Source organism: Paenibacillus sp. JT31N11, assembly GCF_056269285.1.
Genome location: NZ_JBWDNQ010000021.1, coordinates 41,782 through 65,781, shown reverse-complemented (window position 1 = coordinate 65,781; position 24,000 = coordinate 41,782). Strand labels below are relative to the sequence as shown.

Here is a 24,000-nt window from a genome sequence, read left to right as displayed (position 1 = left end):
ATGAGAGGTTGGCTTAACATAACCGTTACCGTCTTCCTCCTGGCGGGGCTGCTTTCACCCTTGACGGGACACGCAGCCGCAGCCGCCCCCGCCTTTTCGGGGATGGAGCCCGCGGCGGATAACGGTCGGATGACGCTGTTCTGGAACCGGGACACGGCAGAAATCGCCGTTAGGGACAAACATACGGGCGACATATGGTATTCGAATCCGCCCGGCAGGGAGGGCAGGGGTGTGCAGGACGCCCAGCTGGAAATCGCCTATCTGGACAAAAGCGGACAGTCCATCGTGATGAACAATTATACGGACAGCATCGTGAACAAGCAATTCGAGGCCACCAAGACGGAGAACGGCATCAAGATCGCCTTCACCTTCGGCGACGCTTCGAGGGGGGTCGAATCGAGCCCCGCCAGAATCAGCAAGGAGCGGTTCGAAACGCTGATTCTGGCCAAAATTGCCGATGAATCGCTACGCAAGCAAATCGAGGCCTACTACAAGCTCCTACCGGAGCAGAATTTGTATGAGCGCAGAGATATCGCGAAGAACAAAGTCACCGTAGACCGGCTGCTAAAGGCACTTGAGGATGTCGGCTATACCGAACAGGACCTGGCCTTCGACAACGAAGCGAATCAGACCGAAGGCGGGGCGGGCGGCAATCCCACGTATACAGTTCCGATCGAGTATGCGCTCGACGGCGACAACCTGCTCGTTACGGTCGCAGCGGGAGAGATTCAATCTCCCCCGGACCAGCCGCTCAACTGGATACGGGTTCTTTCCTTCTTCGGGGCAGCGGACGATACCGCAGACGGCTACATGTTCGTCCCGGACGGTTCAGGCGCGCTGATCGAATTGAACAACGGGAAGACTTCCGTGCAGCCCTATTTGCTTCCGGTCTATGGAACGGACAAATCGATCGTCCTCCGGGAGCAGGTGCAGCGAACCGAGACGACCCGGCTGCCGGTGTTCGGCATGAAACAGGGGGATAGCGGATGGATCGGCATCATCGAGGAAGGCGACGCGCTTGCCTCGATCGAAGCCGATATCCGCGGAACGAGGAGCGATTACAATCATGTCAACGTCAGATTTACGCTGTTCGCGAGGGACGAATTGGTCATGCAGGGAGGGGAGACGGCGAAGGTGGCCCCGCTCTACCAGACGCCGGGTTACGACGGCAGCCTGGTGCTCAGGTACGCCTTTTTGCACGGGGAAGCTTCCGGATATGATGGAATGGCCGGCTATTACCGGGACTACCTGATCACTAAGCACGGACTGCAAAAGCTGGATAGCCAATCGAATGCGCCATTTTTTCTGAGCGTCGTCGGATCTATACAGAAGCGCAAAACGTTTCTCGGATTTCCGTACACGTCGCTGACGGCGCTCACGACCTTCGAGCAGGCGAAAGGATTGACGGATGAGCTGATAAGTCGCCAGGTCGGCGGCATCAAGCTTCGCTATGTCGGTTGGTTCAACGGCGGCGTCGACCATACGCTTCCGTCGCGTATATCCGTCGATCGAGTACTGGGGGGCATGCGCGGATTCCGCATGCTGGCGGACAACCTGCGGGAGAAAGGCGTCGGCTTCTATCCCGACGTCGCGTTGCAGAACGTAAATCGCAAAGGCGGGGGCTTCAATCAAAAACGGGACGCCGCCAGGCTACTGACCCGCAAGCCGGCCGTGCTTTACCCGTACAGCCCGGCCGTATTCGTGCCCGATCCCCTAAAATCGCCTAAATACCTGTTGTCTCCGAACAGGCTGGCGCCGGTCGCGGCCGAATTTCTACAGTCGTACGGCGAGCTCGCCCTGCAGGGAGTTTCGCTGCGGGATATTGGCGAGCAGGTCCATTCCGATTTCCGGAACGATCATGTAGTCAACAGGCAGCAATCGGCCGAAGCGATCGAGGCGCAGACGGAAATGATCGGCTCGAGCATCGGCGACGTCATGGCATCCGGCGCCAACGCAGTCGTTCTTCCGTATGTGAAGAGCGTCGTCAATGTACCGACGGCAAGCAGCATGTTTCATATTGCGGACGAGTCGGTGCCCTTCTATCAGATCGTCCTTCACGGCTATTACGATTATGCGCCCGAGCCGCTCAATCTGGCTGGAAACCAGGATGCCAAAGGCTATTTGCTCAAGGCGCTGGAGACGGGTTCCGGCATCCACTTCGAGTGGAGCTTCGCAGAGTCGTCGGCGGTCAAAAACACGGCGTACGACCGGCTGTATTCGTTGAATTACAAGCCATGGATCGAAATCGCGTCCGATATGTACAAGGAAATCAACGGGGTACTCAGGGACGTGCGGGGCGAGCCGATCGTCAGGCACGAGAAGCTTGGGGAACGCGTGTACCGCACGACCTTTGGAAACGGTAAAACGATTACCGTCAATTACGGCAAACAAGCGGTTATCGCCGATGGCAGCCGCATCGAGGCGCAGAGCTATCAGACAGGCGGGGTGGTCGAATGAAACGGAAATATATGCCGCTGGAGCGGCAGCGGACATTGCTCAGCCTGTCGTTCATCCTGCCATGGCTGATCGGTTTCGTACTGCTGTTCGCACTCCCGCTGTTCCAATCACTCCGCTACAGCCTGAGCGAGCTTGAAATTACGGCCACCGGGTTTACGCTGAACCACCTGGGCGCGGACAATTACAAAACGCTTCTGACCGTCAATCCGGACTTCAACCGAAATCTGACGGAAGCCGTCGTGTACATGGTCGTGAATGTACCGCTCATCGTCATCTTCAGTTTGATCGTCGCTGCACTGCTGAATCAGAAATTTATCGGGCGCAGCTTCTTCCGGTCGGTCTTTTTTCTGCCCGTCATCCTGACTTCGGGGGTTATGGTGCTGATCGACAGCTCGGATTTTCTGCAGCAAATGATGAGAACGACGACTGCATCGTCCGTATCGGAGGTTGCCGTGCTCAAGAGCTTCGAATTGCGGCGGCTGCTTCTCGACTCCGGCTTGAACCAGGTGGTGGCGGGTTATCTGCTGGGCGCGGTGGACCGTATCTATGAGATCATCAGTTCTTCCGGCGTGCAGATTCTGATTTTCCTCGCCGGGCTTCAGTCCATCTCGCCTCCGCTTTACGAAGCGGCCAAGATCGAAGGGGCAACGGGATATGAATCGTTCTGGAAAATAACCTTCCCGATGGTAAGCCCGCTCATTCTGACCAACGTTATTTATTCCATTATCGATTCGTTTACGAACAACCAGATGACGACGATGATTCAAGATACGGCGTTCAAGCAATTCGAATTCGGACTGAGCGCGGCAATGTCCTGGCTCTATTTCCTCGTCATCGTCGTCATTCTGATTGTGGTCGGCGCCCTGGTGTCGAGGAAAGTCTTTTACTACGATTAACGAAAGGCGTGAATGCCATGCAGCCGACAAAAAAATCGGCCGACAAGCTGGAATACGGCCTGCAGATCAGGCCGCTTGCCCTGCACCATGCGGGCAACCGCCTCAAGCAATGGTTGTGGATCGTCGTGCGTACGGTCCTGCTGGTCGGTATCTCGTATGTCGTGCTATATCCGATCCTGCTTAAGCTTTCGATTGCCGTCAAGCATCAGGACGACATCTATAACCCGCTGGTAGTCTGGGTGCCGATACACTTTACTTGGGATAACTTCCGGTTTGTATATGAACTGATGAATTATGGGAATTCGCTGCTCGGCTCGCTTGCCTTGTCGGGCATCATGATGATCCTCCAGACCATCACATGCGCGCTTGCCGGATACGGCTTCGCGCGCCTAAAGATCAGGGGCGCCGGGTTCCTATTCGGACTCGTCATTTTTACGATCGTCGTGCCGCCTCAGACAATCATGGTACCGAGCTACCTGTTCTTCAAAAATTTCCTGGGTACCGGCATCAATATGCTGAACACCTATTGGCCGTTCGTCATTTCGTCCGTTCTAGGCATGGGAATGAAGGCAGGATTGTATATTTTTATTTTCCGGCAGTTCTTTCGCGGTTTGCCGAAAGAGCTGGAAGAGTCCGCCTTTGTCGACGGTGCTGGCGTCTTACGGACGTTCTGGCGAATCATTCTTCCGAACGCCATGCCGGCGATGGTGACCGTCATGCTGTTTGCCTTCGTGTGGCAATGGAACGATACGTATTTTACCGGCATTTATCTTAGCGGCCCCGATCTGCTCGCCCATAAGCTTGCCGCGCTGAGCGCTCAAGCATATAACACGATTGGCGGAGGAACGAACGATGTCGACCAGAATTATGTATCCATGCTGGTGAGCACGGGGGCGCTCATGACTGTCGCACCGCTGATCATTCTGTATGCTTTCGTTCAGCGCCATTTTGTAGAAAGCATCGAGCGGACCGGCATCGTCGGCTGATAAATTTGGGAACACAATGAGGAGGATAATCGATGGAGTTGAGCTACCGGCATAGAACGGAGTTGTTTCATAACGGATATACGGTCATTCCGGGTGTCGTACCGCAGGTCATGATCGATGAGGCGTTGAAGACGATCAACCGCCTGATCGGCGAAAACGGTTGTCCGGAGCACAGCAGTCTGCCCGCAATCGCCAGCCTGTACAACGATACGCCTGCCCACTCCCTTGCGGAATCGGTCATCGGGGCAGGAATGATCCAGCCTGTCGATCATGGCCAGATCGCCCTGCGGTTTCCCGTGATAGCGGATCCGCCAACGGAGCCAAGGGAGCATCTAGACGGTCTACTGAAGATTAAGCAGGGAATCGTGCAGAACTTTACGGCTTTGCTCGGAATCTATCTGAGCGACGTTGCGACGGATTATGCCGGCAACTTTACTGTATGGCCGGGTTCGCATAGAGCTTATGAGCGCCATCTGCGGGAGAACGGCGTAGATACGCTCCTGCACGGGACGCCGCGAATCGAGATCGGGGAACCCCAACAGATTCGTGCAAAGGCGGGCGACTTGATTTTATGCCATTATCAGCTGGGGCATGCCGCGGCGATTAACGTGCATTCTCATATCCGCTATGCCTGTTTCTTCCGATTGGACCATAAGGAACGGGCAGCGGATTGGAAAGCGCCGTTGACGAATATATGGCTGCATTGGCCGGGCATGGCGGATTTTCTCCCGAATAGCAGCAAAGAGATATGAATAACCGGAGATCGTGACAAAACAGCTCGGATGTATAACGACCAACGGCGTCGCGTCTTGCGCTGCAGGAAGGCCCGATTGCCGATACGAGGAGACATAGGATATGAAACTGACATTTATGCAGAAGCGGCAGTTGCTGGAGGACGGATATGTCAAGATTCCAGGAGCGGTGTCGGCCATTATGGTCAAGGAAGCGTTGAAAGCCATCAATCATTCGATCGGCAAAGGCATTCCGTCGGACCATCGGGGGGCGAACTACTGCAGGGATCTAGAAAATGATACCATTATTACAGACCTGTTCAACAAAACACCCGTTAAATCGATTGTCGATTCACTGATTGGAGCAGGCGATTATTATAATATCGGGTCCGCCCAGATTGCCTTGCGTTTTCCAGCTTATGCGGACGAAATCCCGGAGGAAGCGGGGGCGCACCTGGACGGCGTTCTTCGGGTGAAAGACCGAATCGAGCAGACGTTCACGGCGCTTGTCGGCATTATCCTGAGCGATCAGAGAGAAACGTGGTCCGGAAATTTCACCGTGTATCCGGGGACCCACCGCGCGTATGAGGCGTATTTCAGGGAGCATGGGGCGGAAGTGTTGTTTGATGACCCGGGGTTCGCAACCCGGCATCGCTCCCTGAATGTGCCGCTTCCGAAACCGGTACAAATTACAGGGGAACCTGGCGACGCCGTCATCACCCATTATCAATTGATCCATGCCGGAGGGATTAACCTATCGGATCGAATCCGCTATTCCTGTTACTACCGTATCGACCATAAAGCCCGCAAGAATAACTGGCAGGGCGCTCTCACCGACCAATGGCGACACTGGCCGGGAATGGAAGGCTGCCGCTGAAGTAACGGCCCGCTTGGATATTCAAATCCGTTAGTAGAAATCCCCGCCTACCGATCGGTCGGCGGGGATTAATTTTTAACATTAATACCTTGCATGTCTCCCTCCTTTTCAATGGGTAATCCGTATTCTCCTTCTACGAAGCCAGGCAGTCAATATGTACAGCTAGCTTGAGGCATTTCTGTAATCAATGGTGTTGCTTTACATACTCCAAAAGTCATCTTGCTTGATTGTCGGATCGATTTTCCGAAGAGCCGTTATAATTTTCTTCATCGTTCGTCCGCTAGGCATATGTTCGTTCTTGTTTGCTAATTTGCTTATGGTGAATTTATTTAGTTTTGTTTCTTTAACGATCCATTCTTGGGGGATGCCCTTGTTATCGAGCCACTTTCCGAACGCTGTACGTTCTTTTCCGAAGCCAAGCATGACCAATCACCTCTAAAACTAGCTTAGTCAAATTATCGGAAAATTAGTCACTAAAAAGTGTAATCCTGGACAAGTCCTTCATGATATAATTGGAATAAGGACTTAAAAGTGGTGGAGCGACTGCGGCGTAGCCTTCCGAAAGGGGGTGATGCCAATGGTCGTACTTGTGGCGTTACTGGATATCCTCAAATGGATTGCAACCATACTCAGCCTTTTGCTTAGTATTCGGAAGCTCTATCGATGGATGAAACGGAAGCTAAACAAGCGAAAACCCACCGCGTAAGGTTGGTCGCCTGACGGTGGGTTTCGCTTAGATTCATTCTTTGCGCGCCGTGGGGTTCAACCACAACTTTTTTGTCCGTAGAGTCTTTGCCGTTCGAGCGGCGAAGGCTCTTTTTAGTTTATGCCGATAATTTCTTGATTTATACTCCAATTTTAGCACTTGTCCGATGCTGAATCAATGGGTTGAGTTTCTTTTTGCTTTCGTCCAAGCGACCATTAACCAGATATGAAACGGGATTGCGACTAGCGAATAGACGATGAAGAAGAGGCTGAATATCGTTTTATATGCGAAGGTTTGTGCTTGAATGAAGTTGCACGTACTGTACAACAATACGGCTGCTCCGAAAACGTACTTATTATACGATGAATTATTTTTCCTCAATCTCATGTTCACCGCATGTAACCAAGCGAAAAAGCTAACGACAGCGATTGTCAGGACCCAGACCACTATTTTCACTCTCCCTTCAACTCTAGTATACCCTTCCGATTGCTAGTTTTAGACCGTGAACGGTTATCGGTCCTGGATCCTTTGGCCAGACATTTTATGGTTATGGATTTCTCGCTGCAGCTTGATACCAGGGCAAAAACGGAATAAAAAACTCCTCGCGGTTCACCGTCCCTAAATCCCAAGTGGCCCCGATTAAAGCATCGGGGTTTTCTTTACGGAATTCACAAGGAAGCGGAAACCTTCTGAAGTAATGCTCGAACATCAAGGCTTTCTTCGCTTCCGCGGGCGCTCCATCTCCACAAACCATCATGTTCTACGAAGCAGGGGAACCTTGATTCCTCTGCGCTATCGCTCCATTCCATTATCGTTCCTTCAAGCATTCCGGGTAGATCGAGAAGCAAAACCTTTGCAAGTAGATCGAAGAAGAAAGGGTCCATTTCGCAAACGTTCTCACGCGTGCTGCCTTGTCCTATTCCGCCTTTCCAAGAACGCATTCCTGTACCGCAGCCATCTAGTCGCATGGGAGCAGATAGAACCTCACAGCGCAAGGCGAAAAAACTTTTTTGAGACAACCACTCAAAAAACTTTTTGTCGTCCCTTCGGGCACCCTTGCTCTGCGAGAACCTATCTGCTCTTCAATTTGCGACGGCTACGGTACACGAATGTTTTGTTCTTTGAAAACTACATAAGACAAGGCAAGTCAGCAAGCAAGAAAACTGCTCACAAACCTTAAAACGTTTCGCTCCGCGGGGGCCGGCAAACGATTCCGAATGTTAAGGGTTTAGGAGCAAAAGGTTAAGCCTGAAAGGAGGTGAAAACGGATGGATTTGCTTCTAAAACAGATCGAGAAAGCGCGGCAAAAGATGCATGAATGTACCGAGTGGTATGGCCTTAACGCCCTGCACGTATTGGAACAGTCGAGAAAGTTGGATGATTTGCTGAATTCTTATTATCACATGAAAGCGAGGAAAAGCGCATGACGCATTTATTTATCGGTAAATTTCCATTGGGGCAAGTGGTAGCAACCCCGGGAGTGATGGAAGCAACAAGCGAGAACGATCGTATTTCAGCTCTTACACGACATCATAACGGCGATTGGGGTGAGGTTTGCGCCGATGATTGGGGGAGCAACGATGAAGCCTTAGAACAGGGCTTCCGGCTTCTGTCGGTGTATACCAGCGCAGACGGCTGTACATTTTGGATACTTACTAAACATGATCGAAGCGTGACCACGTTTTTATTGCCGGAAGACTATTAAAGGCCGATTTGCTTTAGCGAGCAATTCGGCCGGGGCGAATACTTTGGACGGTTTCGCCCCTCCATTATATCACATGAAGGAGAGGGATAACATGAGCGAAAAAATTTATGAAATGATCACGAACCGTATGATTCAACTATTGGAAAGTGGCGTTGTGCCTTGGCGCAGACCTTGGCGAGTAGGGGCGGCGGTGAACTGGAAAAATCAAAAGCCATATCGGGGCATTAATACGCTTCTTCTTGAGCCGGGGGAATATGCCAGTTTCAAGCAAGTAAGCGAAGCCGGGGGAACGGTGAAGAAAGGCGAGAAAGGGCAAATCGTGGTTTTTTGGACGTGGTTAGAGAAAGAAAACGAGCAGACCGGGAAAACGGACAAGATCCCATTCCTGCGTTACTATACCGTGTTTGAAATTAGCAAGCAGTGCGAAGGCTTGCAAAGCAGGCGGAATGATCAAACGTTTGAGCATGACCCCATTGCGGAAGCCGAGCGCATTTGTGAAGGATACGAAGACGCTCCTGCCGTTCACTTCACTTCTGATCGGGCGTTCTATCGTCCGTCAGATGATAGGGTGAGTGTCCCACCATTACGCGATTACGGCAAGCCCGAAGAATATTACAGCACATTATTTCATGAGCACGTTCACAGCACAGGCCACGAAAAACGGTTGAATCGTGCGGGTATAACGGAGATCGCAGCCTTTGGTGATGAAAGCTACAGCAAAGAGGAATTAGTTGCAGAAATCGGCGCGGCCATGCTTTGCGGCGTGACTGGAATAGACAATAGCACGATAGAAAACAGTGCCGCCTATGTCGGTAGTTGGTTGCGAAAGCTGAAGGATGATAAAAAGTTGATCGTGCAAGCCGCAGGGCAAGCACAGAAGGCCTCTGATTATATTTTAGGTGTAACGTTCGAGGATGCAACTGGGTAACTGCGGCGAAGTGCGGCCCCCAACCGGGGCCCCTTCCCTAGTCGGGGGCGACTTTCCCGAGAACAGCGGAGGTGTTGCTGTCAATAACGCATGGCTCAAATAATTTCATCTCAAAATCACCAAATACCGGTAAGAATTATACGAGATTCTTTATCCAAGTAATATAATAAAAAAAGTACCTTGACAGTCAGAGTAGTATGTCGTATTATACAGGTATGGAGGTGATCGCATGAGCGAGAACAAAATCACATCCGACCTGCTGCGCGGGCATACCGATACGATGATTTTACGGCTCTTATCCGAAGCGGACCGCTACGGGTACGAGATTGTCAAGCTGATTGCCGAGCGCTCGGGCGGTGAGTATGAATTAAAGGAAGCCACGATGTACTCCAGCGTCAAGCGGCTTGAGGTGGACGGGGATATCGAGTGGTACTGGGGCGATGAATCTCAGGGTGGACGGCGTAAATATTTCAGGATTACCGAAAAGGGTAAGGCTGCTTACGATCGCAACAAAAGCAATTGGGAGTACGCAAAGCGCGTGCTTGAAAACTTATTATAAGGAGTGTTGAGATTATGAATCAGAAATTAACCCACTATGTGAACGGTGTTTTTGCACCCTACGATGAGGTAAAAAGCGTCACCGAATTAAAGACGGACCTGCTCTCCGATTTGCAGGAGCGGTTCCGTGAACTCAAAGCCGAGGGCAAGGATGATGAAGCCGCTTTTGAATTGACGATTGAAAGCATCGGCGACATTGAGCAAACGGTACTGGAAGTCGCTAACCTCTCCCACTCGCTGGAGCGGCAGGTGGTGACCAACTTTAGTGGAAGCAACCTGGCGAAAAGCGACTTTGCAGGCGTTACGGCCCATAAAGGACAGTTTAAAGGCAGCGCGATGCACGGATCCGACTTTGCAGGCGCAGACTTGACCGGCAGTTCGTTTAAGGGCAGCGACGTGCGTGAAGCCAATTTCGACGGCGCGAACCTGACGGACTGCAGCCTATCTGCCCTTGACCTGGCAAATGCAAGCTTCAATAAAACGATCCTTGTACGAACCAATTTCAGCAAGTCGTGGCTTGTCGGAGCCAAATTCACAGGCGTAAAACTGACCGACGTCAAGCTGGACGCAACCTACCTCAGTAAAACAATCTTTGAAAACTGTATCTTTGATGGCGTGGAGTTCAATTCTTCCGATCTGGGAGGGCTGTGTTTTGACGGGCAAACCTTTATCGGCGTCAAGTTTGACAAGTCGGCACTAAACGACGTTTCGTTTAAGGGCGCAACACTCAAAAACGTGTCCTTTCCAACGTCTTCGTGGTCTAAAAGATATTACCGTGCCATCAAAACCGTTTGCTTTGACGGCGCAGTCATGGATAAGCTGACCTATGCTGCCCTTAAAGGCATGGATGCCGATTTGTCCAAGGTTACCGTTCGATAAGGAGGGGAAGATATGCCAACCACATCCATTCAAGTAAAAGGACTGCAAAAGTCCTACAAGCAGCTTCAAGTCTTAAAGGGCGTAGATTTCGAGGTGGAAAAGGGCCGTATTTTCGCCCTGCTCGGCTCCAACGGGGCGGGCAAGACCACGGTTGTCAAAATCCTCACCACACTGCTCAAGCCAGACAGCGGAACCGCCACCGTAAACGGATTCGATGTTGCGTCCAAACCCGACAATGTGCGGCAGGCAATCAGTCTGACCGGGCAATTTGCCGCCGTGGACGAAATGTTGACCGGACGGGAAAATCTGACCATGATTGCCAAGCTGCGATACCTCAAAAATCCGCGTCAGGTTGCGGACGACTTGCTTCAACGCCTCGGCTTGACGGACGCTGCCGACCGCAGGGCGTCTACGTATTCGGGCGGGATGCGCCGCAGGCTCGACATCGCCTTGAGCCTTGTGGGAAAACCGCCGATCATTTTCCTCGACGAGCCGACCACCGGGCTTGACCCGGAAGCACGTATCGAGGTTTGGAAGACGGTCAAGGAGCTTGCCGATGGCGGCACGACGGTTTTCCTCACCACGCAGTATTTGGAGGAAGCTGAGCAGCTTGCCGACCGGATTGCCATTCTGCACGAGGGCAGAATTATCGCAAACGGCACGCTCGCGGAGCTGAAAAAGCTGTTCCCCTCCGCAAAGGTGGAGTATGTTGAAAAACAGCCGTCGTTAGAGGAGATCTTCCTCTCCATCGTCGGCAAGAAGGAGGCCATGTAAATGGAGACGGCAAAAAATCATTTCTTCACCGATATTAGCGTGATGCTCGGGCGTTCTATGCGCCATATTTTCCGCAGCATGGACACCATCGTCACGGTCTGCATCACGCCGATTGCGATGATGCTGCTGTTCGTCTATGTGTTTGGCGGCGCCATTCAAACCGGAACGGATAACTATGTGAACTACCTGCTGCCCGGCATCCTGCTGATTGCGATTGCAAGCGGGATAGCCTATACAGCTTACCGGCTGTTTTTGGATAAGCAGCGGGGCATCATCGAGCGGTTCCACACCATGCCGATTTCACGTTCCGCCGTGCTGTGGGGGCATGTGCTGACCTCGCTGGTATCCAACGCCATCTCGGTTGTCGTCATCATTCTCGTAGCGCTCGTTATGGGCTTTCGTTCGCCGGCGGGGATAGGGTCATGGCTTGCCGTAGCCGGCATACTCGTATTGTTTACGCTGGCCTTAACTTGGGTCGCAGCAATTGCCGGACTGACCGCCAAAACGGTGGAAGGCGCAAGCGCATTTTCCTACCCGCTTATCTTTCTGCCGTTTATCAGCTCGGCGTTTGTGCCGACCGAGTCGATGCCGAAGGTCGTCCGCGCCTTTGCCGATAACCAGCCGGTGACCTCGATTGTGGAAGCCATCCGTGCACTGCTGTCAGGTCAGCCGGTGGGAAATGACATATGGGTCGCGCTTGCGTGGTGCATCGGAATTATGCTCGTGGCTTATATCTTTGCGATGAGGGCGTTTAAAAAGCGGGTGTGAAATAGGTAAAGAAGGAAGCTGCAGGACATATCTCGATTCTGATTACCCAGAATATTGCCAATATTCAGATTCTATGATGCATCGAATACACCTTTTTGACAAAGGGTTTTCCAGCATGAATAACGAATTAGTAGTTGAAAACCATAGGGCTGATAGAAAAGGAAGAGAGGGAAACCAAATGCAAACGATTACAACAGAAGATTTTAATTCGTCAGAAAATATGAAGGATGTTGTTGGCTTCTCCGAAACAGGGCTGCGCAGAATGAGAGACGTGCTGGCACGGCATGTCGAGTCCGGGAAGATTCCTGGGCTTGTCGCCCTGGTCAGCCGTGGCGGCCAGACGCATGTCGAAGCGATCGGCACGATGCGCCATGATGGTGGCGCGCCGATGCGCCGGGACACAATCTTCCGGATGGCCTCGACGTCCAAGCCGGTTGCGATCGCGGCGGCGATGATCCTGCTCGACGAGTGCCGGCTGCGGCTGGATGATCTGGTAGAGCAGTGGCTTCCTGAACTTGCCAATCGGCAGGTGCTGAAACGACCCGACAGTCCGCTAGATGATACTGTGCCAGCACGGCGGCCGATTACCGTACGGGATCTGCTAACCTCCACGTTCGGGCTCGGTTTGGATTTTACGGCGCTGGGCACTCCGATCATGAACGCGATCCTCGAGAAGAATCTCGCGCTCAATGTACCGCCGATGCCCGATCCGGATGAGTGGATGCGCCGCCTTGGGGCGCTTCCGCTGCAGTACCAGCCCGGAGAACGCTGGCAATACAACATCAGCAACGATCTACTCGGCGTGCTCGTTTCTAGAGTCACGGGCCAGTCGTTTGAGACGTTCCTGCGCGCATGCATCCTCGATCCCCTAGGCATGAAGGACACCGGTTTCCACGTTCCCGAAGGCAAGATCGACCGGATGCCGCCCCTCTACGCCCCCGATCCGCAAACCAGAGAGTTCATCGTGTGGGACGAGGCCAAAGGGGGACTCCATAGCCAGCCTCCGGCGTTCGAGAGCGGCGGTGGCGGACTTTCCTCCACCGTCGACGACTATCACGCCTACTTCCGGATGCTGCTGAACAAAGGGATGCACGGGAGCAAACGGATCTTGTCCCGGGCCGCCGTCGAGCTAATGACCACCAACCGCCTAACACCCGAGCAACAAGCCGTCCGAAACGAAATGGCCACCAACAACGTCCATATATCTTTCGGCCAAGGGCAGCACGGTGGCTGGGGCATGGGGATGGCAGTGCGCACCTACCGCGGCGACTACGCGCCCATCGGCCAGTTCGGCTGGGACGGCGGAAGCGGCACCTCGACCTACGCCGACCCAGAAAATCAGCTCATCGGAATCCTGATCACCCAGGTCGGGATGACCACCCCAGATTCAGCGCGGGTTATCCACGACTTCTGGACCACGGTCTATCACGCAATCGAAGACTGACATCGATGGCGATTCTCCAAACCGAAGAGGAGCAATGAAGAGATCGAAGAGATAGCAATGAGAATCTAATCATTTTCTGGTGGGATAAATTAGACAATAATTAGAATGGGCTTCCAGGCTGCATATAAGCAGCTTAGGAGGCCTTTTTTGTTTATGGATGTGTTTTTTAGATCTCCTGTTTTGGGGTTTATATTGGCTCTAAAGGACGTCAAATGGATGATTAATGAAGTCTTCCCGGGTAAGGCTTCAGCTCTAGGCTGTCGATCGCATAACACGTGTTATATCAGTGTTGGCCAACAAGTGCAGTGATTATTATAAAGCATTGTCGGAAGACAACCCGAATCACAACAGAAAATATTTTACCTGTATACGAACTGGGGTTCTCGCCATATAATATAAGAACTAACGTTCGTGTTCAGACGGTCAATCATTTTACGCTTAGATCGGAGGTCACTTTAATTGAGTAAACTTGACGGGAATGAGCGGTGGAAGTCGAAAATGTTATTGACGGAACACGCGGAACAATACGACAGGAAACAAGCAGAAGTCATCGGAAAGAATTTGACAATGGAAGAACGCTATATGATCCGCGATTATATCCTATTGCCGCATATGGAGAAGATGATTCAGAAAAGCATATCCGACATCGAGAATTCCTCTAACGTTCTGAAACGACTCTACCTAGCAGCTGGCCACAAAGTCTTAACCATGGTTGCTGAAGACTATTATCGATTACGAAGAGAGTTGAAGAAACGGAATATTCGCGTTGTTGCTGAGGAACAAGAAGACATGATTATTTATCATAAATGTTATTTTCGGGGTTATGAAGAACGATTCGGAATGACACGTGATGTTATGCGATCGGAGATAGCTGTTCGGCTAACAAAGTATACGACAGAGCTCATCGTGCAGCTAAAGGCGAAAGTGTGAGGCACGGGCTACATTATTTTGCGAATTACGGGTTTCGTTGGCCACTTCTGCGCACGTGAACTGCAGAAGAGGTGACCTATGAGACAGAGGCTGCTTAGAAATGGTATAATCACCCATATTACGAATATATTAATGAAGCTGTGTAGGGGGACTTACTTTTGAGCAGTAAGTGATCTCTTTTGCGTAACCATTGATGATTTATAAGGAGCAACAAGGAGTTGACAATGAAAGTGATTAAGGAGAGCGAGCAATTGGTGTATCCGAGGTTAAAATATGTTTTTGATGTTGCAACGACATGAGTGATTGTTAATAAAAATAAATTAGTATAAGGAAGATAGCCCTGTGTCTAATTTCAATAAAGATAATCCATCATCCTCTAGCAACGTGCGCAAGCTTGCACCTGATCTGGTCAGAGGTTTTATGCTGCTGCTCATTGCCTTGGCTCATGCTAATCAGAATCTTTTGAACCTCGAAGCAACCGCTTTAAATCAAATTATCGTATTTTTGCGGCAGATCTTTGTTGACGGACGGGCGTTTCCTGTATTTTTTCTTCTGTTTGGCTATGGAATGGTCCTATTATTACACCGCCAAGTAGAAATGGGTCATAATTGGCCCTTTATACGTAAACTGTTCCGCCGACGGGGCTGGTGGTTGCTTCTGTTTGGTTTTGTACATGCAGTATCGCTTTACGACTTTACAATCGGACTGTATGGCATGGCAACAGTCATCTTTTTCTGGTTCCTCCGTCTTTCGGACAAGAAATTAATTTGGATCGCCGCAACAACCCTCTTACTGGCGGCAGTTCTTGGTTCTGAGATTATACGCGGTGAGTATGAATGGGATCAAGTTACTGCAACTACAGAATTAGCAACTTCAGCCGGCATCGTGGATACCCTGCTGACCCGATCGTCTGAATGGGCTATCTTAAGTGTGATCCTACTGCATCAAGTTATACCGACTATGGCACTTGGCATCTGGGCAGGCCGGAAGAAGCTGCTGGATCATCCAGAGCAACACCGCCACCTCCTTTTGCGAACGGCAACTGTTGGCCTTGCACTGTCCACATTGGGCGGCATACCATTAGCACTTATATCCTCGCTGTATTGGAATTACCCTTCAGAAGCCGCAACAGCCATTGCAGGTTCTTTACATACCGTTACTGGCTATGCTGGCGGAATCGGTTGGGCTGCTCTTATCGGATTTATGGCTGGGAGCCCAAGAACGATACGCAGCAAGCTGACAACGGCTATCGCAGCTGTTGGTCAGCGATCGTTAACATTTTATATTTTCCAATCTATCGTATTCTTTATTGTATTTGCGGATGGAATTGGCGGTCTTGGCGCTATCGGCAATCAACTCAGCAGCGACATTGTCGCCTTGCTGACATGGATCGTCTCCATAATAATTGCTGAGTTCATGCAACGCGCTAACTACTCTGGCCCCGCCGAGAAGCTATTACGCCGATTGACTTATCGAAAATCATGAAGCTAAATGGAGAAGATGGTTTCAAAAGGCTGTGTCGATGGCAAACACAACGGTTTTATTTCTGATGATCGGCTGTAGAGCAAATTAACATGTATAGAGGAGAAAAGCCGTTATGATGCAATTTTCAGTAGGGCTGTTTGATCGTTTATTTGGGAAAAAACATCACTAGAAATACCTGACGGTAAGGGAAACATAGTGAAACGTACCGTAACGGTGAAATGGCTGGAAGTAATGCAGAAGCAAGGAAAGATGGAGGTCTTCAAGGAAACCACACGAGATCCGATAGTAGATAATAATGTAAAGCAACCTGTTTCTAACACAATAAGTCCAGATATGGCAGTGGCATTTGTTTTCAAGGCAGCTTCGGATGATCTGCCGATTAAATGGGAACAAATCAAAAGTCAAATTAAAGGCTACGATGAAATATTCGAGGAAGTGCCAGAAGAATGGGTGCAGTTTGAGTTCATATTGGCTTCATTAGGAATCGATCTTCTAGCACTGCACAACCTGTTCCCGAAACAGCAAGCAAACGAATTACATGATCTATTAACGTTGGTCGGTCAGATGGAGGAAATAGGGAAGAATTCAGCAACGGCAGTACATGATTATTATTTAGTGGCATCTGATGCAGTCAGTAAGCCGGAAAATCCAATGGAATATGCAGCTTCTTTCTTGTGTCACAGGCTTGATCTTTCTGCGGATCATACTGGTCCAATCGCCCTAACAGGAATTATGTATGGTATAGGGCAATTCGTAGGGAAATGGAAATGGATCAATGAAAAACTTCACAGTAGCCGCTTAGTAATGTACGGCACCTATAAATAAGCGTATGGTAATATTTTTGACTAGTGTCAGAGGACAAGAACATATACCCATTAAGAACCGCGCATTGCGCGGCTTTTTTGTTTTAAAGATATATGTTCTTGTACAAAGTGAAAGACAAGAATATATATCCTTAGCCGTATCAGGACAAGAACATGCAATCTTATCCGTAATTGAGAATGTTTATTAATGATTGCGATGTATTTAATTACGTGATGCTGTAATAACCAAAGGAATCCCCTCAACAGCAATTGTTGAATAACAATGCTTAAAACCGCGGGAAGGGGCAGCTGCGAAATCAAATAATTTTTGTTTAGCAGATTTTTATTTCGCAAAGCACAGAAAAATAGTGTTACTGAATAACCATAGTACGGGGCATGTGGAGTGTTGTGTGTTGTGTATTGTTTATAAGAAGTTCCTGAATAAGCCACATAATCTTAAGTTGGTTCGAGTTTACACAAAAATACTTCTTAGTTAACAATAGATCTTTATACTCTTAGTTATGACTTTCAAATAGAAGATAAAGGTGGCTGTAGTCTGAACTCCGAAATCCATAGTTTCTTAATGTAGGTACCATCCTAGAATAGGGAGTTTTATGATGAAAATAACATTAAAGAAATATGCAAAACCGTTGCTAAGCATCATCCTGCTATTTTCCATGATATTATCCATTATCCCTCCGATGGAGGCATCGGCGGCCGAGACCGTAACGAGTCTTGCCGGTAACGGCACAGCGGATTCCCCTTATAAAATCGGCAACGAGGAGGAATTGTTATTCGCCGTCGGAAAGATGAATACCGGCGACGCCACTTATAGCGTCTCGAAGACGTATGCCTTGACGGCGGACATCGCCCTGACGAGCAACTTCCCCATGATCAACACGTTCACCGGAACATTGGACGGTCAGGGGTACAAAATTACCGGGCTAGTCATAGAGGCCAATAACACGACGGGGAACGTTGGATTTATCAAGAACGCCAGCGGCAACGCGTTAATTAAAGACCTGATTATCGAGGATGCTTCGGTCGTTCGTAACTTCACTTCCGTAATGAGAACGCAAGACGGGATTCTCGTTGGCTACATGACCGGTACGGGACATATTTCCGGCGTTCAGGTCACCGGTTCGATTACCGTGTCGGCTACCGGAGCCGCGGGGGATCACGATCACGCCGTCGGCGGCATCGTAGGCTCCAGCTACACCGGCACGGCCAACGGTACGGTCATAGAAGACTCTTTCTTCAAAGGAACCGTTAAGCTTGACGGCACCGTGGGCTTTAAAGTCGCTCAGGTGGGAGGCATCGTCGGCTTCACGACGAATTCCATCGTGCGTCGCAATATCGCGATGGGCGAAATTTATAACTACGTGACCCCCAACTCGAACGCCACTTACTTCAACGCGGCGCTGATTGCGGGAATTCTGACGAACAACACGACCTTTGATAATAACGTTGCCTATGAGGGGACGATCCACTACAAGTGGGATGTCCTAACGGGACGCGCCGTTAATAAAGATATCGGAAGCCTGTTCGCAAATACGCCTTCGCCGATCAATGGCAGCAATAACCTGGCCAACGAAGATATTATGATGCAGCGGGACGAAGGCTCCGATCAGAATCCGTACCGGATCACGACGAAGCCCAACACCGACAATTCGGTAAATGCGGCTATTACGCCGAAGACGCCGTCTGAGCTTCGACAACAAGCTGCCTATGAGGCGATTAACTGGAATTTCGATACCCGTTGGAAAATGGATGAAGCGAACGGGTATCCCGTATTATCGTTCGAGGAGGACGAGGATGCTTATCAGCTCTTCGGCGACGGGTCCGCGGCGGATCCGTTTCAAATCGCCAATGAAGAAGATTTGCTGTTCGCCGTCGAAAAAATGAACGACAGCGATTCGACCTACAGCAGCTCGAAGGCCTATATCCTGACCTCGGATATTACGCTGACTCAGAACTTCCCTATGATAGACGCTTTCAGCGGCGTATTCGACGGTCATGGGCACAAAATTACCGGATTGACGATCGTAGCGGGCAATACGGGGGGGAATGCCGGTTTTATCAGAACTACCTCCGGCAGCGCCTTGATCAAAGACCTGATTATCGAAGGCGCTTCGGTTACTCGTAACTTCACCTCGGTGGCGCGAACGCAAAACGGGATCCTTGTAGGCTACTTAAGCCAGACAAGCCATATATCCGGCGTTCAGGTCACCGGCTCGATTATCGTGACGGTTTCCGGGGTTGCGGGGGATAACGATCACGTTGTCGGCGGTATCGTAGGCTCGGCATACACCTCCACGGTTGACGGAACCACCATAGAAGATAGCTTCTTTAATGGGACGGTTAAGATCGACGGCGACGTGGCATTCAAAGTCGCGGAGGCAGGCGGAATCGTCGGTACGACAGCCAATAGCATCTTGCGTCGCAACATCGCGATGGGCGACGTCTATAACTACGCTACTCCCACCACTACCGCCACAAATTTCAACGCATCGCTGATCGCGGGCGTCTTGACGAACAACTCGACCCTGGATAACAACGTTGCCTACAAGGGGACGATCCATTACAAATGGGATGTTCTAACGGGAGTCTCCACCAACAAAGACATCGGCAGTCTCTACGCCAATACGCCCTCGACCGTAAAGGGCAGCAATAACCTGGCTAGCGAAGAGATTATGATGCAGCGGGATGAGGGCTCCGATCAGAATCCGTACCCGATTACGTCCAAGCCCAGCTCCGGCAACGTAGTGAACGAGTATATCTCGTTAAAGACGCCGGTAGAGCTTGCGCAGCAAGCGGCCTATGAGGCCATCAACTGGGATTTCGACACCCGTTGGAAAATGGATGCCGCGAACGGGTACCCGGTGTTGAAATTTAGCAGCGACTCCACGGAACACGAAGAACCGCTCTACACGATTGCGGCCTTCAGCGATATGCATATCGACTACGGTCTGCAGGATAATGCCGACACCATCCGGCAGCAAACCCGCTTGGCGATGGCTAAGATCAAGCAAGAGGAAAATCCCGATGTCGTGATCGTTTCGGGCGATTCCATTAGTACCCATGGAGCCCCGACATGGGATGATGGGACCTTCGACAAAGTTACTTCTCAAATGCCTGACGCTTTCAGACAAACGGCCAAAGAGGGCAAAGTGCTCTATACCAACGGCAACCATGATTACGAGGTCGGCCTTACGCAATACAATTCGGGAGCTTACATCGACTCGGTGATGCAGGCCGACGTTGGAGCGTATAAGGATGTTTTGTACGAAGATGCCGTCCGGAAGTCGAATCTTATCGCTTATCACTATGAGATTGACGGAATTCATTTTATCGGTATCAACACCCCCTATAATGGCGATGGAGCAATAACCGACTCGATTTACACGCCGGAATCGATTGCATGGGTGGAAAACATTCTAGCCAAAATCGGCAAAGAGGAACCCGTGATCGTGATGGGGCATTACGGTCTGCTGGATTCCCGTGGGTTGACCCCTGACTACGGGCTTCATAACAGCAACGGAATGGAAGCCAAATTGAAAAGTATTCTGTTGGATCATCCGAATTTGCTTTACATTTACGGACACGATCACGGCGGCCCGGAGCAGTTTATCGAAAGGGATACCTATGAACGAGTTACGCCCTACAATGCCGACGGCAGCATTGAAACTATCCGTAACAACCGCTCCAGCGGTTTTGTCTCCAGCTTCGCCGGTTCATTGAGCTATTACAACAATCGCTTTAATGCAGGAGCGCTTTCGGCCGCGCAGCCGTTGGTCGTACAGTCATTGATGATCTATGTCTATGCCGACCATTATGAACTGCAAATGAAGAACTACGGCGAACAGACGGGAGCGGTGGCGACTCCGCGGTCCTTCAAGATTCCGTTCAAGTCGCTTCTTACTTCGTCCGAGTACACGATCGACAGAGGTCGAAGCACGGTTACCGATATTGCCCACAAGACCACGATAGGCGATTTCATCCAGGGATTCGATCAAGCGAACGAAATCAAAGTTTACGATCTTGCGGGTATTGAGATTACCGATACCAGCCGTTACGTTCGATCTGATATGACGGTCAAGCGCATCGTGAACGGCGCCGAAGGCGATTCCTTGCGCGTAATGGTCAACAAACCGGCTGCCAACGCCAATGGTCCGTATCCTCTATCGACCATTCCATCGTCCGCGGACACGGAGATGGTGGTAGGTGCCGACCAGAAGGACAACAAAATCGTCGTATACAACCAGAACAGTCCCGATTGGAACGACAACAGCTCCGTCATATGGAGCTGGAAGCCGACTATCGCAGAGGGTTTTAGAAATGTAGGAAAATATACGAACGTAAGCGACGCGAAATTGCGTTACAGCGATTTTTACGGCGGCTATGTGGCGATTACGACGGCATCCGGCGGCTTCGTGGGAGTGATAGACTACGAAACGGGAGAGAGTCTATTCTCCCGCAATGATGTCATCGAGAACAATCCTCATTCCATCGAGCTGCTGCCGGATGGCGATATCGCGGTCGCGAGCAGCACCGGCAATTCGGTTACCCTATACGCGTCCTCGCAAGGAGATAGCAGCGGTTATTATAATCGGGTTGCCTTGCCCGGAGCTCACGGCGTTACTTGGGATCCGAAGCGGGAAGTGCTCTGGGCGATCGGGGATTATCAGGTGGTCGGGTATAAGATTACCGGCACGGCGGAGCAGCCTATTCTAACGCTGCAAGAGGATTTAGCTACCGATCTTCCTTTCGTCCAAGGAGATATCGGAGCCTGGGGTCACGATCTATACCCGGTTTACGGGAACAGCGATCTGTTCTGGGTCATCACGGGTGACAATGTCTTCCAATTCAATGCCGCGACCCTGACGGTCAGCACGGATTATGAAGGATACGACGATATTTACAGCAAGAACATGAAGTCCATCGGCAACCAGCCTTTCTCCGGAACGATCATTCGCGCGGTTCCTAACGAAACGCTGAATCCCAACTGGAACACCGAAAAGGTAGAAATCTACCGGCCGGACGGCCAGGGCGGATACACCAAAGAAGAGCGGACTCAAAGCAGAGAGACGTTCTACAAGGCACGGGTCTGGTATTATGCCTATCAAACGGCAGCGAGCGCTGCTCCATCCGTCACGGATGTGACCGTTTCCCCTGCGACGATCGACGTACAGAAGGGTGAAACGCAGAGATTTAACGCGGTCGTCACCTCGGAAGGCGGTGCGCCGGAGAGCGTCACCTGGTCGGTTTATGGTAACCAAGCGGCAGCTACGACTATTGCCAATGACGGTATGCTGACCATTGCGGCCGACGAGACCGCGACAACCCTAACCGTGACCGCGACATCCACCTTTGACGGCACGAAATTCGGAACGGGTACCGTGACCGTTACCGAAGAGCCTGTTCAGCCGAAAGTCATCAGCGTAACCGTGTCTCCGTCGACGGCGAACGTTCAACAAGGCGAGACGCAGCAATTCGAGGCGGACGTCATCGTACAGGGCGGCGCATCGCAGAGCGTCGTATGGGAAATGACGGGCAATCAAAGCGGTAACACGATGTTAACTGACGGTCTGTTGACCGTAGGCGCGGACGAGACAGCCGAAAAGCTGACCGTAACCGCGAGATCCGATTTTGACGGCACGGTGTTCGGCACGGCTGCCGTAACCGTGGCTCCAGCCAACAAGGTTCTGGAGAGCATTGCGCAGCCTGCTAATATCACAGGGTTGTCTAATGGCACTCCCAAAACGTCGGCGGCACTGGGACTGCCTTCGTCGGTCAACTTGACAACAAATGGAGGCACTGTGCCTTCGTCGGTTCAATGGGACTTAGCTACTAGCTCCTACAACCCGTCCTCTGCCTCCGCTCAGACCTTCACGGTAAACGGTGCGGTAATGTTGCCGAGCGGAGTAACGAATCCGGACAACGTACCGCTTACGGTCTCCGTCAGCGTGTCGGTCAATGCTAGTCGCTACGACGCACCGGCTCCGACGGTCTTTACGATTACCGCTTCGGCGGGCGAGAACGGCAGCATCTCTCCTTCCGGTACGGTCAGCGTGACAAGCGGCGGGAGCCAAAGCTTTACGATTAAAGCAAACGACGGCTATCAGTTAGCCGACGTGACCGTGGATGGACAAAGTATCGGCAAAGTTTCAACCTATAGTTTCAGCAATGTGACCGCTAATCACAGCGTTAGCGCATCGTTCGTTAAAGTGGAGATCGTTATAACCCCGCCTGACGAATCGACGGATAAGCCGACGGACAAGCCGACGGATAAGCCAATCCTGAACGATGTCAAAGAAGGTGCTTGGTATAACGATGACGTGGAGTATGTCATCGCGCATGGATTGATGAAAGGAACCGGCAATCATAAGTTCAGTCCGAACACGGAATTGACTCGGGGAATGATGGCTACCATTCTCGGACAGCATTATGGCTTGGATGTGAGCAAATACGCCGAAAATTCCTTTGACGACGTGGACAACGACAAGTATTACGCCCCTTATATCGAGTGGGTTCGCGATGCCGGAATCGCCGAGGGGATGGGGAACAACAAGTTTGATCCGAATGCGCCGATCATGCGGCAGGACTTGGCTGTTATTCTCATGAGATACGCGGGGGTTGCCGGATTGAACCTCCCCGTAGTCAAAGCGAATACAGGTTTTAAGGATGACGCGGATATCTCGAATTATGCGAGAGATGCGGTTGAAACGTTCTTTAAGGCAGGGATCTTCAACGGGAAGCCAGGCGGAATATTCGATCCGAAAGGCGTAGTTTCCCGAGCAGAGGTTGCAGCTATTCTGCATCGGTTCATCGAAACGGCAATAAAGGAATAATCGAAATTGCTAGTATCATGATTTCCAGAAACGGGCGGGCAACCGCCCGTTTTCTATTCCTTGCTGGTTAATTATTAGAAGGAATGTTCGAAAAAGTAGGGTGAACCTTCTGCTACTTTCAGTTTAGTAGGTTTGAGAGTTTACACAAAGTATTTTACAGACTCGAACAAACCCTTATTCCTTAAGGGTTTATCCTACATCAACTTATTAAATCCCACCACA

The 24,000-nt window shown here is 50.9% G+C and carries 17 protein-coding genes; all 17 read left to right on the top strand.

Annotation, left to right across the window (positions count from 1 at the left end; all coding sequences use genetic code 11):
• The 17 genes from AC0YNV_RS36355 to AC0YNV_RS36275 all read left to right on the top strand — a co-directional run bounded on the left by AC0YNV_RS36355 (position 1) and on the right by AC0YNV_RS36275 (position 23,778).
• The gene (locus tag AC0YNV_RS36355; protein WP_475772424.1) at positions 1 to 2,457 is read left to right on the top strand and encodes a DUF5696 domain-containing protein; all 2,457 of its coding nucleotides are present in this window, start codon (positions 1 to 3) and stop codon (positions 2,455 to 2,457) included.
• Positions 2,454 to 3,353: a carbohydrate ABC transporter permease gene (locus tag AC0YNV_RS36350; protein ID WP_475772423.1), complete on the top strand. Its 900-nt coding sequence runs from the start codon at positions 2,454 to 2,456 to the stop codon at positions 3,351 to 3,353. The genes AC0YNV_RS36355 and AC0YNV_RS36350 overlap by 4 nt, the downstream gene beginning before the upstream one ends.
• A gap of 17 nt (positions 3,354 to 3,370) precedes the next feature.
• On the top strand, positions 3,371 to 4,339 hold the full coding sequence (locus AC0YNV_RS36345; RefSeq protein WP_475772422.1) for a carbohydrate ABC transporter permease: 969 nt from the start codon (positions 3,371 to 3,373) through the stop codon (positions 4,337 to 4,339).
• A gap of 32 nt (positions 4,340 to 4,371) precedes the next feature.
• The gene (locus AC0YNV_RS36340; RefSeq protein WP_475772421.1) at positions 4,372 to 5,091 is read left to right on the top strand and encodes a phytanoyl-CoA dioxygenase family protein; all 720 of its coding nucleotides are present in this window, start codon (positions 4,372 to 4,374) and stop codon (positions 5,089 to 5,091) included.
• A gap of 103 nt (positions 5,092 to 5,194) precedes the next feature.
• Positions 5,195 to 5,947, top strand: coding sequence for a phytanoyl-CoA dioxygenase family protein (locus AC0YNV_RS36335; RefSeq protein WP_475772420.1), 753 nt, complete (start codon positions 5,195 to 5,197; stop codon positions 5,945 to 5,947).
• A gap of 1,974 nt (positions 5,948 to 7,921) precedes the next feature.
• A complete protein-coding gene (locus AC0YNV_RS36330) occupies positions 7,922 to 8,080 on the top strand; it encodes an aspartyl-phosphate phosphatase Spo0E family protein (RefSeq protein WP_475772419.1) in 159 nt (52 codons plus the stop codon).
• On the top strand, positions 8,077 to 8,358 hold the full coding sequence (locus AC0YNV_RS36325; protein ID WP_475772418.1) for a hypothetical protein: 282 nt from the start codon (positions 8,077 to 8,079) through the stop codon (positions 8,356 to 8,358). Before AC0YNV_RS36330 ends, AC0YNV_RS36325 begins: the two co-directional genes overlap by 4 nt.
• A 91-nt stretch (positions 8,359 to 8,449) precedes the next feature.
• Positions 8,450 to 9,286: an ArdC family protein gene (locus AC0YNV_RS36320; protein ID WP_475772417.1), complete on the top strand. Its 837-nt coding sequence runs from the start codon at positions 8,450 to 8,452 to the stop codon at positions 9,284 to 9,286.
• Between the two features lie 229 nt (positions 9,287 to 9,515).
• The gene (locus tag AC0YNV_RS36315) at positions 9,516 to 9,845 is read left to right on the top strand and encodes a PadR family transcriptional regulator (RefSeq protein WP_475772416.1); all 330 of its coding nucleotides are present in this window, start codon (positions 9,516 to 9,518) and stop codon (positions 9,843 to 9,845) included.
• Positions 9,846 to 9,859: 14 nt separating this feature from the next.
• Entirely contained in the window at positions 9,860 to 10,723 is an 864-nt protein-coding gene (locus AC0YNV_RS36310) for a pentapeptide repeat-containing protein (protein WP_475772415.1), read from the top strand.
• 12 nt (positions 10,724 to 10,735) lie between these two features.
• Positions 10,736 to 11,497 carry an ABC transporter ATP-binding protein gene (locus tag AC0YNV_RS36305; RefSeq protein WP_475772414.1) on the top strand — a complete coding sequence of 254 codons (762 nt, stop codon included), beginning with the start codon at positions 10,736 to 10,738 and terminating at the stop codon, positions 11,495 to 11,497.
• Positions 11,498 to 12,265 carry an ABC transporter permease gene (locus AC0YNV_RS36300; protein WP_475772413.1) on the top strand — a complete coding sequence of 256 codons (768 nt, stop codon included), beginning with the start codon at positions 11,498 to 11,500 and terminating at the stop codon, positions 12,263 to 12,265.
• A gap of 178 nt (positions 12,266 to 12,443) precedes the next feature.
• Positions 12,444 to 13,709, top strand: a complete 1,266-nt coding sequence (locus tag AC0YNV_RS36295; protein ID WP_475772412.1) for a serine hydrolase domain-containing protein — start codon at positions 12,444 to 12,446, stop codon at positions 13,707 to 13,709.
• 459 nt (positions 13,710 to 14,168) lie between these two features.
• The gene (locus AC0YNV_RS36290; RefSeq protein ID WP_475772411.1) at positions 14,169 to 14,639 is read left to right on the top strand and encodes a YhjD family protein; all 471 of its coding nucleotides are present in this window, start codon (positions 14,169 to 14,171) and stop codon (positions 14,637 to 14,639) included.
• 342 nt (positions 14,640 to 14,981) lie between these two features.
• On the top strand, positions 14,982 to 16,124 hold the full coding sequence (locus tag AC0YNV_RS36285; protein WP_475772410.1) for a DUF418 domain-containing protein: 1,143 nt from the start codon (positions 14,982 to 14,984) through the stop codon (positions 16,122 to 16,124).
• Between the two features lie 195 nt (positions 16,125 to 16,319).
• Positions 16,320 to 16,949: a hypothetical protein gene (locus AC0YNV_RS36280; protein ID WP_475772409.1), complete on the top strand. Its 630-nt coding sequence runs from the start codon at positions 16,320 to 16,322 to the stop codon at positions 16,947 to 16,949.
• Between the two features lie 592 nt (positions 16,950 to 17,541).
• Positions 17,542 to 23,778: a DUF6528 family protein gene (locus AC0YNV_RS36275; RefSeq protein ID WP_475772408.1), complete on the top strand. Its 6,237-nt coding sequence runs from the start codon at positions 17,542 to 17,544 to the stop codon at positions 23,776 to 23,778.
• Positions 23,779 to 24,000: the final 222 nt, after the last annotated feature.